This window comes from Brachyspira aalborgi (genome assembly GCF_008016455.1).
In the GTDB taxonomy this organism is placed as follows: domain Bacteria; phylum Spirochaetota; class Brachyspiria; order Brachyspirales; family Brachyspiraceae; genus Brachyspira; species Brachyspira aalborgi.
Map to the genome: position 1 here is coordinate 2,152,221 of NZ_SAXU01000001.1, position 14,419 is coordinate 2,166,639.

Sequence of the window (14,419 nt, forward strand, 5' to 3'; positions counted from 1 at the left end):
AAGATAATAAATTTTTTTAAAAAGTCAAGAACTTTTTTTAAAAAATTGTAAATTTTTTTGAATTTTTTTCGCGGATTAACATAATATTTGAATTTTTTATATTTTGAGCGTGATAATTTAATAAAAATTTGATAAATTCATTAATTTATATAATTTGAATATGAAATTATTATAAAATAAATTTCGTATATAGAACGGATAATTTCAAAGATTATATAAAAATGTAAAGCAAACTATAAGCGGAAGCGACTTTATTTTTTTAATAATTCTGAAATTTTATTTTATCGTTTTCAATTAAAAAACCGTAAATAGAATCGTTAAATATATTTATTCCTCTCAATTTATTTAATCCATCAACGCCCATATATTCTTTGCTATAATTTTGCGACAGAAAAGGATTCGTTCTAATAAAAAAATACATTCCGTTATTTATTCCCGTGTAAGTGACTCTTCCGCTAGAAGAGATTCCAACAGCTAAAGAATTATCGCGCGAAGGTATTTTATAAGATTCTTTCAAATTAAAATTGTTTATTTCGGTTGTATAAATAGTGTCTTCTTTATGTTTTCCGTTTACAATATTCATTGTAAGTATAGCTATTAATTGTTTTTCAAAAATATAAACGCAATCTATTATTTCTCTATAAGACATTGTATTTGTATCGGCATATTCTATAGAAGAAAGCAAATATTCGTTTTCTATTTTTCCCGTATTAATATCGTATATGTTAATAATTGGAATTCTATTTTTATCTCTTTTCAAAACTGCAAATTTATCGTCATTTAACGAAAATAATTTTTCCAAAGATTCGTATTCGTTTTCTATTATAGAATCTACGCTATATAAAATTTTTCCTTCGGGAGATATTTTATTTAAAGAAACAAAACCTACTTTAGTATAATTCGTATTAGTCACTATAATAGTATAAGTTCCTCTATGAGAAACTTCATCGCCTTCGGCTGTAGGACTTTCAGAAGGCAAAGACATTGTTATATTTGAAACTACGACATTTCCTATATATCTTGTTTCATGTCCCGTTATATATATATTTTGATTATTGTCTATTAAAGATATTTTTGATTTTTCTAAATTCTTATATTCTAAAGGAATATATTTAATATTATCGCTTTCGGCTATTATTATTCTTGAATTTGATAAATCGAGCGCGTAAACTATATTATTATTTATATAATAAAAGTCTCCAAAATAATATTGTCCGTTCACATTATAAACTTTCGGGCTATCCAAATCTACTATATCGTTGCTATAAACCGTTATATCTTTATTTAATTCCAATTCAGCTATAACTTTTGCGGGAGTTATCGGAGGTTTAGGCAGACAGGATAAAATAAATAAAGATAAAATTGTTAATAAAATAATAAAATAATTAATTCTCATAAAGCCTCTATTAATTCTTGTAAAGTTAAAGTAGAAGTTCCTCTTTTTCCAACGACTATTCCAGCTGCCGCGTTTGATATTTCAGCCGATTCTTTAAATGAAAAACCAACAGAAAGACACATTCCCAAAACCGATATTACCGTATCGCCCGCTCCCGAAACATCGAAAACCGTTTTCGCTCTTGTCGGCGCTATATAGAATTCTCCTTTTATAGTTTTGTCAAATAATGCCATTCCGTTTGCGCTTAAAGTTATCATTAATTTTGAAAGCCCCAATTTTTTTATTATGCTTTTTCCTAATATATTAATATTTTTAGGATTGAATTCGTAAAAATTTATTTTATCGTCAATTCCTTTTAATCCTTCAAGCGCTTCTATTCCTTCTTTAGCTTCTTTTAGATTCGGAGTCATTAAAGTGGCTTTTTTATAAAATGAAAAATGTTTTATAGCGGGGTCCACAAGAATAGGAATTCGTTTTTTATTGCATATATCTATAATTTTTTTTGCAGTTTTTTCCGTTATAATTCCTTTTGCATAATCGCTCATTATAACGACATTATAATCGTCAATATTTTTTATAAAAGATTTTTCTATTTCTTTATAAATCGATTTTGAAAAAGGACTCGTATTCTCTTCGTCTATTCTCACAATTTGTTGATTGCCCGCGACTATTCTCGTTTTTGTTATCGTTTTCCTGCTTTCGTCAGTTATTATTCCCGCTTTAGAAATATTACAGCGATTCATCTCTTCGATTATAGAATCTGTAGATTTATCTTTTCCAATTACGGCAATAATTCCAACTTTTCCTTTATAAGAATTTTCAAGTAAAGCGGATATATTTCTTGCGACATTTCCCGCTCCGCCTAAATAACTTTCTTCATGATTGACATGCAAAACGGGAACGGGAGCTTCGGGCGATATTCTAATAACATCTCCGTAAGTAAATTTATCAAGCATCAAATCGCCAATTACCAAAACTCTCGCTTCTGTTATTTTTTCGACTTTATTTTTCAAGTTATTTTTAATATCTATATTTTCAATTTTTGCTTTCATTATGAAACCTAATTTAATTTAAGAATTATTATAACATAAATTTTTTTAAATTGTAATCGTAAATTTTATAGCTTCAATATTTGAGTTTAAAATAAAAAATCATTATTGAGAGGAAATCTCCCAATAATGATTTTTTATTTTAAATAAGTTTATTTTAATAATTAAATTATAGTTTTCAATTAAGAATAAATAAAATATAGTTGATTCTGGGAGAGGGCGAACCGCCTCTATATAGTAAATAATATGTATATAATATAAAAAATTTTATTAAAACAGGAGAAATTAAAATGAAAAACAATTTAACCGAAAAAGACATTAAAACTATAAACAAATGGGCTGAAAAATATGGTATTAAAGAATTAAAAATTAATGATAAGGAAAAAATTTTTAATCTTAAACAGCTTTGTATATTTAATACAAATATAAAATATATTCCAGCTGCGATTTTTAAACTTACAAACCTTAAAAGTCTTTCTATTTACTGTAATAATTTAAATCGACTGCCAAAAGAAATATGCAATTTAATTAAACTTAAAGAACTTGATATAATTAGTCGCTGCTTAATAGAATTACCAAAAGAGATAGGTAATTTGAGTAATATTAAAAAACTTTCTATTTACTGTGAAAATTTAAAACAATTACCAAAAGAAATAGGCGATTTAATTAATCTTAAAGAACTTTATATTTATTGTGAGAATTTAAAAAGTTTGCCAAATGAGATTGAAAAATTAACTAATCTTGAGTCTATTCACATTGAGTGTGGGAATTTAAAACAATTGCCAAAAGAAATACATAATTTAATTAAACTTAAAAGGTTTGATATTGATTGCCCGAATTCAGAAAATTTCCCAGATGGAATTTCAAAATTAATTAATTTGGAAACTATTTATATTATAAATTCTAATGGAAAATTAAATTTGCAATATTTAATTGGAGGAATAGTAAAATTAAATAATCTAAAATCACTTTATCTTGATATATAATAATTTTTGCATGTTTAATCTAAATAATTGACAATTAAAAAATATATTATAATATAGAATTATAAAAGGTTAAATAAATGAATTATACTTTAGAAGAATTAGAAAAAACTTGGAATTTCTACGATAATTCCGCAAAAGAAATTATAGACAATGCGGTTGATGTTTCTTTCAAATTTATTAACGAAGATATGCTTCAAAGGTATGAAGAATATATTGAAAAGAATAATTTTGAGGATAATGAAGATTTCAATATTTTTGAGTTAATGTCGGATAAATTCTATAGAGAAAATTTTCATTCGTATATAATCGCTCAATTACTTAAAAGCAAAATTATATTAAAAAATTTTCTAAAGTTTATCAAAGTTAACGAAATCGTATATATTAATAACGGTTATGATGTTATTCCCGAATATTCTATAAAACATGAAATAAAAGACGGAAGAATTGATATTCTTATAAAATCGAACGATAAAGAAAATAACGAAGACGAAGAAAATAAAGAAAAACCTCATTGCATTATAATTGAAAATAAACTTCACGGAGCTAAAGACGAAGAAAGGCAATTATATAGATATTTCATTGCATGCAGTGAAAAATTTGAAGTAGATAAAATAGTTTACTTATTGCCTAATTTAGATAAAAAGAATAAACCTGACGAACAAAGTAAAGAAGGAATTCCAAAAGAATTGATAAAAATTATAGTAGGTTATAATGGAGAAAATAAAGATTTTCATGCCGTTTTAAATTATAGTTTGGAAGAAGTAAAATCAAATATAGAATGGCATTTATTATTAAAACATTATTTAAAAATTTTAAGATTAACGGGAGAAACAAAAATGGATGCATTAACTGAAAAATTTTATGACAATATTAAAGCCAAACCTGAAGAATACAAGAAAATTCAATTAATAGCGACTATGTATAACGATTTGATAAAAACTCGCATTGATTATTTTGCTAAAGAATTTAACGGAGAAAATTATAAAAATGAGTATTTTTGGCGATATTTTTATAGCGAAAAAAGAAAAATGGATTATTGTTTAGAAATTTATATGTATAATAATTATAGTCGGTTACAATTATTTTCAGGAGAAGAAAGAACGGCTACGGATGATAATCCTAAATCTACAAAGAAATGGGAACAAGACAATAAAGATATAGAAGCTTGGCTTAAAAAACATAAATTATTTGACGGCTTTTATTTTGAAGATTGGAGATGGTATAAAGGATTTAAATTCCCTGAAGAAGAAAATAAATTATACGAATTCACTAAAAAATTAATAAAATGCTTGGAAGAAGATGTCGAATCGATTTATAATAGCGGAAAATAATTTTAAATAAAATTTATAATAAATTGCGTTGTATATAAATTATATGACGCAATTTAATTTTAAATTAATTTTTTATATAATTAATATAAATCATAATATTTAATTATAATCTTTTAAATTTAATAAAAAATAAGTATCACTGTATGATACTAGTTATATGTTATAATTATTATATAAAAAATTAAAAAATAGGAGAAGTAAAATGCAAAATAATTTAACAAAAAAAGAAATCGACAATTTATACAAGTGGGGTAAAAAATATTTTATTAAAAGTTTGTATCTTAAAGAAAAATTAGAAAATATAAAAAACTGAAAATAGAACATGAGAAAATAGATTATTTGCCAAATGAAATTTTTAAGCTTACAAATCTTGAAAGTCTTTGTATGGGTTATGACAATTTAGAAGAAATTCCAAAAGATATTGGAAAATTAATTAATCTTAAAAGTCTTGAGATAGCCTCTTACGATGTAAAAACTTTTCCTAAAGAAATGTTTGATTTGGTTAATCTTAAAAAACTTAATATACTTTGCTACGGTTTGGAAGAATTACCCGATAAAATAAGCAATTTGACTAAACTTGAAGAATTGACTATATGGTGTTGGAATTTGAAAAATCTACCAAAAGAAATTGGAAATTTATATAATCTTAAGAAACTTGAAATAAATAGCGATGATTTAGAAGAATTGCCAAGCGAAATAGGAAATTTAATTAATCTTGAAATATTTAAAATATCGGATAATAAAAAATTAAAAGAATTGCCCAAAGAAATTGGGAGTTTAACAAAGCTTAAAGAATTTACTATACGCTGTTGGAATTTAAAAAATCTGCCAAAAGAAATTGGAAACCTTGAAATCTTAAAGCGCTATATATAGGCTCTGTAAATTTAAATAAACTTCCAAAAGAGATTGGAAATTTAATCAAACTTGAAAAAACTTAAGTTGTTAATCCATTATTTAAAAAATATTCCCAAAGAAATAGGAAATTTTACTAAACTTAAAGAACTTGATATAAATTGCGTAAGTTTAAAAGAAATTCCTAAAGAAATCGGCAATTTAAATAATCTTAAAAGTTTTAATTTAATATGGAGAAAAAATATAAATAAATTGCCAAAAGAAATATTAAATTTAAATAAACTTAAAAATATACAAATAAATCATTATTTTGATAGGTAAAAATAGAGTTATAACAAGTATTACTTATGATACTTGTTATAATTTATAATTAATACATAAATTAATTTTTTATTAAGGAGTTAAAAATGAAATCAGAAAAAAATTTAAAATTGCAAGAAGAGAAAGAAAACGAATCAAAAGTAGATATAAACGAAGCTCTTATTTCCGATTGTAAAGAAGGCGATAAAGAATTACTATAAAAAAATTATTTTTTATAATTGACTTTTAATTATCTTCATATAATTTATTAAAAAATTAAATAAAATATATTTTGATATATAAATAATATTATGAATAAAATATTAAGTTTCTTTGATTTTAATTTGTCTTTAATTTATAATTAAATTTATAAAAGGAATTAAAAACTTTATGGCTAAAAGTTTAACTAAAGAAGAAAATATATTATTAACTTTAATAAACGCTTTTAAAAATGACGAAAAAGAAAAATTAAATCATTTAGGAAATATTTCTAAATCTTTAATTGAAGTTAGAAAAAAAGTTAAAGAGGAAATGGAAAAACTTCCGCCTCAATTTAATGTCTTTAATTTTATTAATTTGTTAAATCATGAAAATTATAATAGCAATTTATTCGCTAATTTTTTGGATATAAAATTTAAACATAACGGAAATGAAATCGGTTTCGCTAAATTATTTTTGAAATATATTACCGAAGAATTCGGATGGGAATTTGATTTAGAAAATATTAAAATCGAAGACATAAAAATAAAACGGGAACTTTCAACCGAAGAGCTAAAAAGAATAGATATTTTTATCGGTTATAAAAAAGAATTTGCGATAATTATAGAAAATAAAATTTGGGCTGATGACGGTTATAAACAGCTCAAAAATTATTATAATCATGTAAAAAGCCAAGAATACGATAAAATATATATAATTTATTTGACGCCTTATGAAAGAGAACCGAGCGAAGAAAGTTTGAGTAAAGAATTGTATAAAAAAGAAGGAAGCGAACTTTACGGCAAATTTAAAAATATAAAACATGAAGAAATAGGAAAATGGATTAACAAGAAAATATTAAAAAATGAAGAATTTTCTTTTTTGAATATTGAAAGCAAAGACAATAAAAATGATTATAAATTATTAAAATCGGCGCTTATACAAATAATAAATAACGAATTAAGTATAAGTCAAGGAGATAAAATGACAGAAGGAAAAATTAAAAAAATTTTAGAGGAAAATATTTTTAAGGACATTAAAACCGTTGAGGATGTAGACGAATATATTAATATGTTTAAATCTCAAGTGATAGGGCTTCTTGAAGAGAAAAGGGTAGAAATTGAAGCTGAAATTGAAAGAGAAAATCGAAAAGTTATTATAGATAAATTTTTTCCCCATTATTTGAAATTTACAAAAGATGTAATTAAAGAATTAGAAAAGCAAGGTTATAAAAAAGGTAATTTTTATGCTCCAAATAAAGACGAATATATCTTTACTGATAATGAATGTCCCATTGATAGTAGTTATTTTTTAGGGCTTGGAAGTGTATTCTTACAAAGTGACTGCGAAGATAATTCTATAATATGTCGTTTGGGTATAGCAGAAGAAGAAGATAAAAAAATCAAATAATTAAGAAAAAACAACTAAAAGTTTCTATTGAAAATATATTTGGATATTTTAAATATGACGAAAATGACGTGTGGATTTTTGTTTATTATATAAATACAGAAAAAGATAATCCACAAAAAATTGCAAAAGCGATGATTGATTTATACGAATTACTTAAAGAATAGATTAAATAATTTTATTAAAAACGATTTAAATAATTAAAATTGAAATATAATTTTTATTTTGTAATTTGAAGCGTTGGAAAATTTAATTTTAAATGTGAATTGTTATGCTTCACTTTTGGAATGAAGGTTTGCAATGACTAGAAAAATATGATTACAAGAAAAAGCGTTCAAGGTGGTTAAGTCCACTGTTATCAATAAGGTTAATAATTTCTATGGCAAGGGAATATAATTCCATAAATTCTAAAATGTTAATTTTATTGATATTTTTTATTTAATAAAAAATTTGTCATCGCGAGCGATAGCGTGGCAATCCAAATTAAACGAAGTGAAACAAAAGACTCTATTAAACAAATAATTTTTTCTTTTGTTATCAAAAAAGAACTCCTACTAAACCCTAAACTCCAACTCATAACCAATAATAAAATCCATCTCCTCCTCCGTCAAACCATAAAGCGGACAAATCAACCTATTTATAATTATTTATTTAATTAAAATAAATCGCTATGAGAACCTATAGCAATGCATACGAGTATTAAAGCGTTATTTTCTTTTTTGTATATCAAAAGTAAATCGGGTTTTATATGGCATTCTCTAAAACCTGCATACTTTCCAATTAATTTATGGTCTTTATATTTTGATTCTAATATTTCGTTATTTGCTAATTTTTTAATTATATTTCTTACAAGATTTAAACTATTTTTATCGTTTTTTAATTTCTTTAATCCTTTCCTAAATTCTTTAGAATATTGAACTTCGTATTTCATTTCAAAATATCCTCAAACATTTCGTCAACATTTTTATAAGTTTTATATTTATGAGGATTTTTTTCCATATATTTTGCTTCTTTAAGCCAAGCGGGAATTTTTTCTTTCGTTATCTTAATTTCTGCATTTGCAACTTTTACTATACTTTTTATAGCTTTTATCAAATCTTCGTTAGCGTTTTCTATAGTTAATTTTACAGTCATTATTTTCTCCCTATAATTTGAATTTTATTTATTAACAAATTATACAATTTACAAACCAATAAGTCAATTTTTATTTTCCGCTTACTAAACCCTAAACTCCAACTCATAACCAATAATAAACTCCATCTCCTCCTCCGTCAAACCGTAAAGCGGACAAATCAAATATAAAATCTGCGTTAATAAATAGTTGATTTTAAAACTCTAAATTGTATAATTATAAAAAAGGAGAGACTTATGACGATTAAAGAAGAATTAATTCAAATTATAGACAAAATGCCTGAAGAAAATATTACAAGAGTTATAGAATTGATAAAAGCGAGCGAATATCTTGACGAAGCGCTCGATATGGAAAATAGCGGAAAATTAATAACGAAAACTATCGAGGAATTAGAAGAATTTGAAAAATGAAAATAGTTTTTAACGAAAGGGCTTGGGAAGAATATATTTATTGGGTTAATAAAGATAAACATATCGTAAAAAAGATTAACGAATTAATTAAAGATATAATAAAAAATCCCTATAGCGGAATAGGAAAATCCGAAAAATTAAAATACGATAAAAAAGATTTCTATTCGAGAAGAATTAATTTGGAACATAGATTGGTTTATCATATAGAAAATGAAAAACTAATTATTACTTCATGCAAATATCATTATGATAAATAAAAAATTATTCAGTAGTTAATTGTATTCTGCCTAAACCCTAAACCCAAACTCATAACCAATAATAAACTCCGTCTCATATATAAGTTAAATCATACAAATGATAAATCAACCTATCTATAATTATTTATTTAATTAAAATAAATCGCTATGCGAACCTATAGCAATGCATACGAGTATTAAAGCGTTATTTTCTTTTTTGTATATCAAAAGTAAATCGGGTTTTATATGGCATTCTCTAAAACCTGCATACTTTCCAATTAATTTATGGTCTTTATATTTTGATTCTAATATTTCGTCATTTAAAAGTTTATTTATAATTTTTTTAGTAATTTCTTTATCTTTTTGATTTAATTTTTTGTATTGTTTTCTAAATTTTGACGATGGCTTAAATCTATACATTATAAATCTTTCTCAAACTCTTCAAAGTTTTTATATGTTTTTAAATTGTCTTTTTCTTTTTTATAAGATTTTATAGCTTTATCTATTCCTTTTTCTTCTATTTTTAATTTTGATTTAGATATTTTAGCCATACTTTTTATAGCTTTTATCAAATCTTCGTTAGCATTTTCTATAGTTAATTTTACAGTCATTATTTTCTCCCTATAATTTGAATTTTATTTATTAACAAATTATACAATTTACAAACCAATAAGTCAATTTTTATTTCCCACTTTACTAAACTCCAACTCATAACCAATGATAAACTCCATCTCCTCCGTCAAACAATAAAGCGGACAAATCAACCGACATAATAATTTAATATTTATAAACTATTCCATTTTAAACTATTTATAATTTTTTTTAATATGTTAAAATATATTTATCAATTTAGAGGATAGCAAAATGCCCGTTATATCAAGATTTTATGGAATTATAATAAAAATGTATTTTCAGCAGAAAGAACATAATCCGCCGCATTTTCATGCAATATATGGAGAATATGTCGGCGTAGTGGATATTAACGAATTAAAAATTATAGAAGGCGATTTACCAAGCAAAGCGTCTTCTATGGTTTTGGAATGGGCGAAAAATAATCAAGCAGAATTATTAAATATATGGCAAACGCAAAATTTTAAACAATTAGAACCTTTGGAGTAGCTATGTCGTTTCATAAAATAAAAAATGTAGAAGCTTTAGACAATTTTACTTTACAAGTTTTATTTGAAAGCGGAGAAAAACGATTTTACGATTTAAATAAACTTATAGAAGTAAATAAAGATTTTGAAATATTGAAACGAGATAAAAATTTATTTAAATTGGTAAAAATCGATATTCAAGGTTATGGCATTTATTGGAACGATTATTTAGATATATCTTGCAATGAAATTTATTATAATAATTGAAAAATAAAATATTTAATATATCTTTTTTATATAAAAAAATTAGTCATTGCGAACCTTTGTCAACGGCACACAGAGTGAGGCGTAGCAATTCAAACTAAACGAAATAAAGTAACCTAATTTATATTAATCTATATTATAATTTATTAATACTTGCTTCTCTTTTTTGTATAAATATAAAATATACATATAAATATAGCTCCAGCCATAGCTATATAGGATATTATAATGCATATATAAGAAATTAAATATAACCTTTTTTCATAATATAGAGTAATACCAAGACAAAATATAATAAGAGAATTTGTCATAGCGTAAAAAATATTTAGTAAATAGGAAAAAGAAGAAATATGCTTTCTTTTTTTAATTTTAAATCCAGCTATCCGTGCTGATACTTGTATTTTATCTAATTTTTCTTTAATCAAATTGCTTTTTGATGTTAATTCAAATTGAATTATAAACCTATCATTTTTATTTAAAAGTATTTTATCTAATAAAACTTTATTATCTTTCATTTTTAAATTAACATCTAAATCGTCAGGGTATTTTTCTTTAATTATTGCAGATAATATATTTATGCTCTCGTCAAAAACAATAGAAATATTTTTATCGTAATCTTCAGGTTTAATTTCGCTATTACATGCATTATCAATTTCAATTATAACTATATATATATTATTTATTTCTTTATCAGAATAAAATATTTTTATATTTTCGCTATTGGTAATTAATAAATTATTATATATAATTCTATATGATAAAATTTTTTTCTTTCTACTTATAAAAATACTTACAATAAGAATTATAATGCTACTAAAAAGACTTCCAACTATTGTTGAAATTAACGGATTGTTTGATATTGTAGAAATAATATTATTCATAATAAATACCTTATATTAAAACTTTTGAAACTTCCCCTAAATATGGTAAAATCGCTATTCCTACTTCAAAACCTTTATCAATAATATATTTTAAAACTTTAAATACTTTTTCTTTTGCTTTATCTTTATTTTCTTCTTTTAAGGTTTCAATAGAATATAAGATTTCTTCCAAATATTCTTTAGCTTCTTTATCTAAAATATTATCTGGTATTTTATTTATATCTTCTATAGTCGATTTAATCGTTATATTTTGATTTATTGATGCATTTGAAGTATTATTATTTTGATTATTTATATTTATGTTTTGCTGATTTGTTTGATTTTGCTTTTTTTGTGTATTATATTCGTCTATTAATTCTGCACGGTAAACTTCCAATTTTGAAATTAATCCTTCAAGACGATTTAATTGCAAAGGTGAATTGGCTTCTAACATAGAGATAAATCCTGTATCATATTCATCGTATTGTTTTGTATTAAAATGTTTAGTCCCTTCATAAGCTTTTTTAATTTTCTTTATTTGACTTTCCGCTTCTTTTGGTTTCTTTTTGTATAAAATATTTCTACATTCTTCAATATGTTCTTCTAATTTTTTTATTTTTTCATTTGACATTAAAATTCCCCATTTGTATTATAATTAATTTCACTATTATGCAATTATACTACAAATAAAACATTTATCAAATTTAATTGCTATATACAAACATAAAAACAAGTATAATTATAATAACAAATTAAATAATCATTCCCCTTCAATTATCTTTATTTCCTCCTCACTTAAATCATATAACTTATAAACAATCTCATTTATTTCCTTTTCCTCTTTTTCAGTATCATTCCATTTAGCTTTACTCTTTACAACCGTTAACTTATCTTAATAACAATGTGGCTGTAGCCCATTGTGTGCCAATCTCATTTAGGCATCTATCAACTAAACCCTAAACTCCAACTCATAACCAATAATAAACTCCGTTTCCTCTTTACTCAAATCATACGAAGGACAAATCAACCTGTGCATATTTTTTATCGCTTTGCTTATATTTAAATTTAGAATTTATTAACCTCATTAATAATAATTACTTAAATATATAAGATACATATCATTATTTTATTATATATCAATACTCTTTTTACAATTAATTTCTTTAGAAATTAATTGTGTATAAAAAATATTCATACATAAATTTATCAATTATTTTTATAAGATTTCTGTATTAAATGTAGTATTATTAAAAATATTTTTATAAAGTTAACAATTATATCATATTTTTATATTGAAAAATTTTTATAAAATGCTACAATGATAATCGTAAATATATAATTGTTTTAATCAATAATATATTTTGTTATAAGAGTTATATTGTAATATTTTTAATTATGTGATATTATTAAGAAATAATTATATCACATATTAGTAAAATAAAAAGGAGGATTACATGGATTTTAAACTACCTAGTTTAGCATACGAACAATTAAAAAAAATTATGATGGCTTGTGGGAAAAAAGATATAAATATGATAATAGAAAGGGATGAGTTATCAAGACAAACAGAAATAAATTCTGACACTATAAGTAGAAATAATGCTTTTTTATTTTCTATAGGATTTCTTGAAAAGAATGATAATAATAAAAATATCATTACTGATATTGGATTAAAACTGGCTAAAGCCTATAATTTAGAAGACAATATTAAAATAAAAGAAATATTGATAAAAATGATAAAAAATAATAAAGATTTAAATGAATTAATATTTGCTCAATTAAATAAAACGAATTTAACAGTAGAAGCACTTACTAATATAATTATTAATTATTTTGATAAACCAAGTAATCAATACGCTAAAATAGGAGCTAATACGCTATTAGAAATATTTAAAGAGGCGGAAATTATATCAATGGATAACAATATAATTATTTTTAATAAAAATGAATTTGAAAATTTTAATTTAGATGTTAAACATAAGGATTTATATGATTATAATTATACAGCCTCTGAAATTAATAATAAAAATATTTTGAATATACCTATTAGTAATGATAATTTAAATATCAATATTAATATAAATATTGATTATGATACAAAAAGAAATCCAGCTGAAATATTAAACACTATAGAATATATATTAAATAATATAAATATTTATAATGCATATAAAGAAGTTAAATCTGATAGCAAGCCTATAAATAAAAATATTGAAAATAAAAAAAATATAAAAAAGAAGAAAAACAAAGTAAAAAATGCTAATAGAAATGAACTAGAATATATAGATATAGATAAGGAATTTGGGAAAGAAAAAATAGAAGAATGGATTAATTTTTACAAATCATTAGAAATTAATAGCGCTATAACCAGTGTTGTTATCACAGTATATTGGATATCAAAAAATATAAATGAATTATCTAATAGGATAAATGATGATTATGTATATTCTTTTTTAATAGCTGCTACTAATAATAATATAAAATTTAAAGTATTCGATGCCATAAGTAATGCTAGTAGAAACACGAAAAAATTACTGCAAAGGGATGACGATGGATTAATAATTACAGGTATAGGCAATAGAGAAGTAGAAAATAATATTTTAATAAAAAAAGAATAACAAATTTACAAGAAATATCTTAACAGCTGCAACTGTTAAGATATTTAAATAAAAATTACAAGAAGGTATGTCTTGTAAATAATCAATATAATAATTAGTTTATACTAATTATGATTAAATTTCAAGATATATCTCCTTGAAGGAGGTAAAAATGCCTTACATATTTGTAACAAAAAGGAAAGTCAGAGGTAACTCTGGGAGAATCCTTTATGCCAAAGATTATGGCTACAAAGCATGGCGAATACCTGTAAAGTATAAAAAAACAAAAAAATAAATGCTTTAT

18 protein-coding genes are annotated in these 14,419 nt (G+C 23.3%); 10 read left to right on the forward strand and 8 right to left on the reverse strand.

Annotation, left to right across the window (positions count from 1 at the left end):
• Window positions 1-259: 259 nt before the first annotated feature.
• Window positions 260-1,396 (reverse strand): hypothetical protein, encoded by a 1,137-nt coding sequence (locus EPJ79_RS09705; RefSeq protein ID WP_147739346.1) that lies wholly within the window; start codon window positions 1,394-1,396, stop codon window positions 260-262.
• Complete coding sequence (locus EPJ79_RS09710; RefSeq protein ID WP_147739347.1) at window positions 1,393-2,448, reverse strand: bifunctional heptose 7-phosphate kinase/heptose 1-phosphate adenyltransferase; 1,056 nt, start codon at window positions 2,446-2,448, stop codon at window positions 1,393-1,395. The genes EPJ79_RS09705 and EPJ79_RS09710 overlap by 4 nt, the downstream gene beginning before the upstream one ends.
• A gap of 287 nt (window positions 2,449-2,735) precedes the next feature.
• Here EPJ79_RS09710 and EPJ79_RS09715 point away from each other — a divergent pair, with 287 nt between their 5' ends.
• The 5 genes from EPJ79_RS09715 (at window position 2,736) to EPJ79_RS09735 (ending at window position 7,522) form a co-directional block, all read left to right on the forward strand.
• Window positions 2,736-3,431 carry a leucine-rich repeat domain-containing protein gene (locus EPJ79_RS09715; RefSeq protein ID WP_147739348.1) on the forward strand — a complete coding sequence of 232 codons (696 nt, stop codon included), beginning with the start codon at window positions 2,736-2,738 and terminating at the stop codon, window positions 3,429-3,431.
• Window positions 3,432-3,508: 77 nt separating this feature from the next.
• Window positions 3,509-4,762: a PDDEXK-like family protein gene (locus tag EPJ79_RS09720; protein WP_147739349.1), complete on the forward strand. Its 1,254-nt coding sequence runs from the start codon at window positions 3,509-3,511 to the stop codon at window positions 4,760-4,762.
• A gap of 339 nt (window positions 4,763-5,101) precedes the next feature.
• A complete protein-coding gene (locus tag EPJ79_RS09725) occupies window positions 5,102-5,635 on the forward strand; it encodes a leucine-rich repeat domain-containing protein (protein ID WP_147739350.1) in 534 nt (177 codons plus the stop codon).
• Between the two features lie 66 nt (window positions 5,636-5,701).
• Window positions 5,702-5,935, forward strand: a complete 234-nt coding sequence (locus EPJ79_RS09730; RefSeq protein WP_147739351.1) for a hypothetical protein — start codon at window positions 5,702-5,704, stop codon at window positions 5,933-5,935.
• A 369-nt stretch (window positions 5,936-6,304) separates the two neighbouring features.
• On the forward strand, window positions 6,305-7,522 hold the full coding sequence (locus EPJ79_RS09735) for a PDDEXK-like family protein (protein WP_147739352.1): 1,218 nt from the start codon (window positions 6,305-6,307) through the stop codon (window positions 7,520-7,522).
• Window positions 7,523-8,174: 652 nt separating this feature from the next.
• On the opposite strand, the gene EPJ79_RS09740 is transcribed toward EPJ79_RS09735, so the two are convergent.
• Both EPJ79_RS09740 and EPJ79_RS09745 read right to left on the reverse strand, forming a co-directional pair.
• Complete coding sequence (locus tag EPJ79_RS09740) at window positions 8,175-8,450, reverse strand: type II toxin-antitoxin system YafQ family toxin (RefSeq protein ID WP_147528993.1); 276 nt, start codon at window positions 8,448-8,450, stop codon at window positions 8,175-8,177.
• Window positions 8,447-8,653, reverse strand: a complete 207-nt coding sequence (locus tag EPJ79_RS09745) for a hypothetical protein (RefSeq protein WP_147718714.1) — start codon at window positions 8,651-8,653, stop codon at window positions 8,447-8,449. Before EPJ79_RS09745 ends, EPJ79_RS09740 begins: the two co-directional genes overlap by 4 nt.
• A 234-nt stretch (window positions 8,654-8,887) precedes the next feature.
• Between EPJ79_RS09745 and EPJ79_RS11685 the strand changes: the two genes are divergently transcribed.
• Window positions 8,888-9,061 (forward strand): hypothetical protein, encoded by a 174-nt coding sequence (locus tag EPJ79_RS11685; protein ID WP_167497317.1) that lies wholly within the window; start codon window positions 8,888-8,890, stop codon window positions 9,059-9,061.
• The gene (locus EPJ79_RS09750) at window positions 9,058-9,318 is read left to right on the forward strand and encodes a Txe/YoeB family addiction module toxin (protein WP_147739353.1); all 261 of its coding nucleotides are present in this window, start codon (window positions 9,058-9,060) and stop codon (window positions 9,316-9,318) included. The genes EPJ79_RS11685 and EPJ79_RS09750 overlap by 4 nt, the downstream gene beginning before the upstream one ends.
• A 132-nt stretch (window positions 9,319-9,450) precedes the next feature.
• On the opposite strand, the gene EPJ79_RS09755 is transcribed toward EPJ79_RS09750, so the two are convergent.
• Together EPJ79_RS09755 and EPJ79_RS09760 are read right to left on the reverse strand one after the other, a co-directional pair.
• Window positions 9,451-9,717: a type II toxin-antitoxin system YafQ family toxin gene (locus EPJ79_RS09755; RefSeq protein ID WP_147739354.1), complete on the reverse strand. Its 267-nt coding sequence runs from the start codon at window positions 9,715-9,717 to the stop codon at window positions 9,451-9,453.
• On the reverse strand, window positions 9,717-9,908 hold the full coding sequence (locus tag EPJ79_RS09760; protein WP_021957530.1) for a hypothetical protein: 192 nt from the start codon (window positions 9,906-9,908) through the stop codon (window positions 9,717-9,719). The genes EPJ79_RS09755 and EPJ79_RS09760 overlap by 1 nt, the downstream gene beginning before the upstream one ends.
• 253 nt (window positions 9,909-10,161) lie before the next feature.
• Between EPJ79_RS09760 and EPJ79_RS09765 the strand changes: the two genes are divergently transcribed.
• Both EPJ79_RS09765 and EPJ79_RS09770 read left to right on the forward strand, forming a co-directional pair.
• Window positions 10,162-10,416: a DUF4160 domain-containing protein gene (locus tag EPJ79_RS09765; RefSeq protein ID WP_147530943.1), complete on the forward strand. Its 255-nt coding sequence runs from the start codon at window positions 10,162-10,164 to the stop codon at window positions 10,414-10,416.
• Between the two features lie 2 nt (window positions 10,417-10,418).
• Complete coding sequence (locus EPJ79_RS09770; protein WP_147528997.1) at window positions 10,419-10,661, forward strand: DUF2442 domain-containing protein; 243 nt, start codon at window positions 10,419-10,421, stop codon at window positions 10,659-10,661.
• A 143-nt stretch (window positions 10,662-10,804) separates the two neighbouring features.
• Here the strand turns inward: EPJ79_RS09770 and EPJ79_RS09775 are convergent, their stop codons facing one another.
• A complete protein-coding gene (locus EPJ79_RS09775; RefSeq protein ID WP_147739355.1) occupies window positions 10,805-11,539 on the reverse strand; it encodes a hypothetical protein in 735 nt (244 codons plus the stop codon).
• A gap of 10 nt (window positions 11,540-11,549) precedes the next feature.
• Complete coding sequence (locus tag EPJ79_RS09780; protein ID WP_147739356.1) at window positions 11,550-12,149, reverse strand: hypothetical protein; 600 nt, start codon at window positions 12,147-12,149, stop codon at window positions 11,550-11,552.
• Window positions 12,150-12,972: 823 nt separating this feature from the next.
• On the opposite strand from EPJ79_RS09780, the gene EPJ79_RS09785 reads away from it, so the two are divergent.
• Complete coding sequence (locus EPJ79_RS09785; protein WP_147739357.1) at window positions 12,973-14,136, forward strand: hypothetical protein; 1,164 nt, start codon at window positions 12,973-12,975, stop codon at window positions 14,134-14,136.
• The last annotated feature ends 283 nt before the right edge of the window (window positions 14,137-14,419 follow it).

Excerpts from the sequence above, each read along its gene's own strand:
- EPJ79_RS09705 (WP_147739346.1), bottom strand. The coding sequence starts at position 1,396 with ATGAGAATTAATTATTTTATTATTTTATTAACAATTTTATCTTTATTT.
- EPJ79_RS09710 (WP_147739347.1), bottom strand. The coding sequence starts at position 2,448 with ATGAAAGCAAAAATTGAAAATATAGATATTAAAAATAACTTGAAAAAT.
- EPJ79_RS09715 (WP_147739348.1), top strand. The coding sequence starts at position 2,736 with ATGAAAAACAATTTAACCGAAAAAGACATTAAAACTATAAACAAATGG.
- EPJ79_RS09720 (WP_147739349.1), top strand. The coding sequence starts at position 3,509 with ATGAATTATACTTTAGAAGAATTAGAAAAAACTTGGAATTTCTACGAT.
- EPJ79_RS09735 (WP_147739352.1), top strand. The coding sequence starts at position 6,305 with ATGGCTAAAAGTTTAACTAAAGAAGAAAATATATTATTAACTTTAATA.
- EPJ79_RS09740 (WP_147528993.1), bottom strand. The coding sequence starts at position 8,450 with ATGAAATACGAAGTTCAATATTCTAAAGAATTTAGGAAAGGATTAAAG.
- EPJ79_RS09745 (WP_147718714.1), bottom strand. The coding sequence starts at position 8,653 with ATGACTGTAAAATTAACTATAGAAAACGCTAACGAAGATTTGATAAAA.
- EPJ79_RS11685 (WP_167497317.1), top strand. The coding sequence starts at position 8,888 with ATGACGATTAAAGAAGAATTAATTCAAATTATAGACAAAATGCCTGAA.
- EPJ79_RS09750 (WP_147739353.1), top strand. The coding sequence starts at position 9,058 with ATGAAAATAGTTTTTAACGAAAGGGCTTGGGAAGAATATATTTATTGG.
- EPJ79_RS09755 (WP_147739354.1), bottom strand. The coding sequence starts at position 9,717 with ATGTATAGATTTAAGCCATCGTCAAAATTTAGAAAACAATACAAAAAA.
- EPJ79_RS09760 (WP_021957530.1), bottom strand. The coding sequence starts at position 9,908 with ATGACTGTAAAATTAACTATAGAAAATGCTAACGAAGATTTGATAAAA.
- EPJ79_RS09765 (WP_147530943.1), top strand. The coding sequence starts at position 10,162 with ATGCCCGTTATATCAAGATTTTATGGAATTATAATAAAAATGTATTTT.
- EPJ79_RS09770 (WP_147528997.1), top strand. The coding sequence starts at position 10,419 with ATGTCGTTTCATAAAATAAAAAATGTAGAAGCTTTAGACAATTTTACT.
- EPJ79_RS09775 (WP_147739355.1), bottom strand. The coding sequence starts at position 11,539 with ATGAATAATATTATTTCTACAATATCAAACAATCCGTTAATTTCAACA.
- EPJ79_RS09780 (WP_147739356.1), bottom strand. The coding sequence starts at position 12,149 with ATGTCAAATGAAAAAATAAAAAAATTAGAAGAACATATTGAAGAATGT.
- EPJ79_RS09785 (WP_147739357.1), top strand. The coding sequence starts at position 12,973 with ATGGATTTTAAACTACCTAGTTTAGCATACGAACAATTAAAAAAAATT.